The sequence below is a fragment of the Desulfopila inferna genome, assembly GCF_016919005.1.
GTDB classification, from domain to species: Bacteria; Desulfobacterota; Desulfobulbia; order Desulfobulbales; family Desulfocapsaceae; genus Desulfopila_A; species Desulfopila_A inferna.
Genome location: NZ_JAFFQE010000028.1, coordinates 1 through 480, shown reverse-complemented (window position 1 = coordinate 480; position 480 = coordinate 1). Strand labels below are relative to the sequence as shown.

General features: G+C 60.6%; 1 protein-coding gene. It reads left to right on the top strand.

Annotated elements, in window-relative coordinates; translation table 11 throughout:
• Positions 1–480 (top strand): ABC transporter permease (locus JWG88_RS21280; RefSeq protein ID WP_205235831.1); only part of this gene is annotated, 480 nt, incomplete at both ends.

Below are 480 nucleotides of genomic sequence, written 5' to 3'. Positions count from 1 at the left end.
GCTATATTCTGACGGTTCGCTTATCCATGCCCATCATTCTGGTGGCGCTAGCGACGGCCTCGCTGGTGGGGGGCTCGGTAAAAGTGGTGATCCTGCTGCTGGGGTTGCTGCTGTGGGATCGCTTCCTGATTGTTTCCCGCTCGGTCACCCGGCAGCTGCGCGAAGCGGAGTTTATCGCCGCGGCCAAGACGCTGGGAGCCTCTTCGATGTTCATTATGCTGCGGGAAATTCTGCCCAATTTGCTTGGTCCGCTGACGGTGGTGGCGACGCTGGAAATTGCCCATGCCATTCTGCTGGAAGCCACGCTCTCTTTCCTCGGGCTGGGCGTACAGCCGCCGATGCCGTCATGGGGACTGATGGTGGCGGAAGGCAAGGCGTACATGTTCTTTCAACCCTGGGTCATCCTGATCCCGGGCGTGGTGCTGGCTATCCTCGTGCTGGGGATCAATCTGGTGGGAGACGGCCTGCGCGACGTTACCG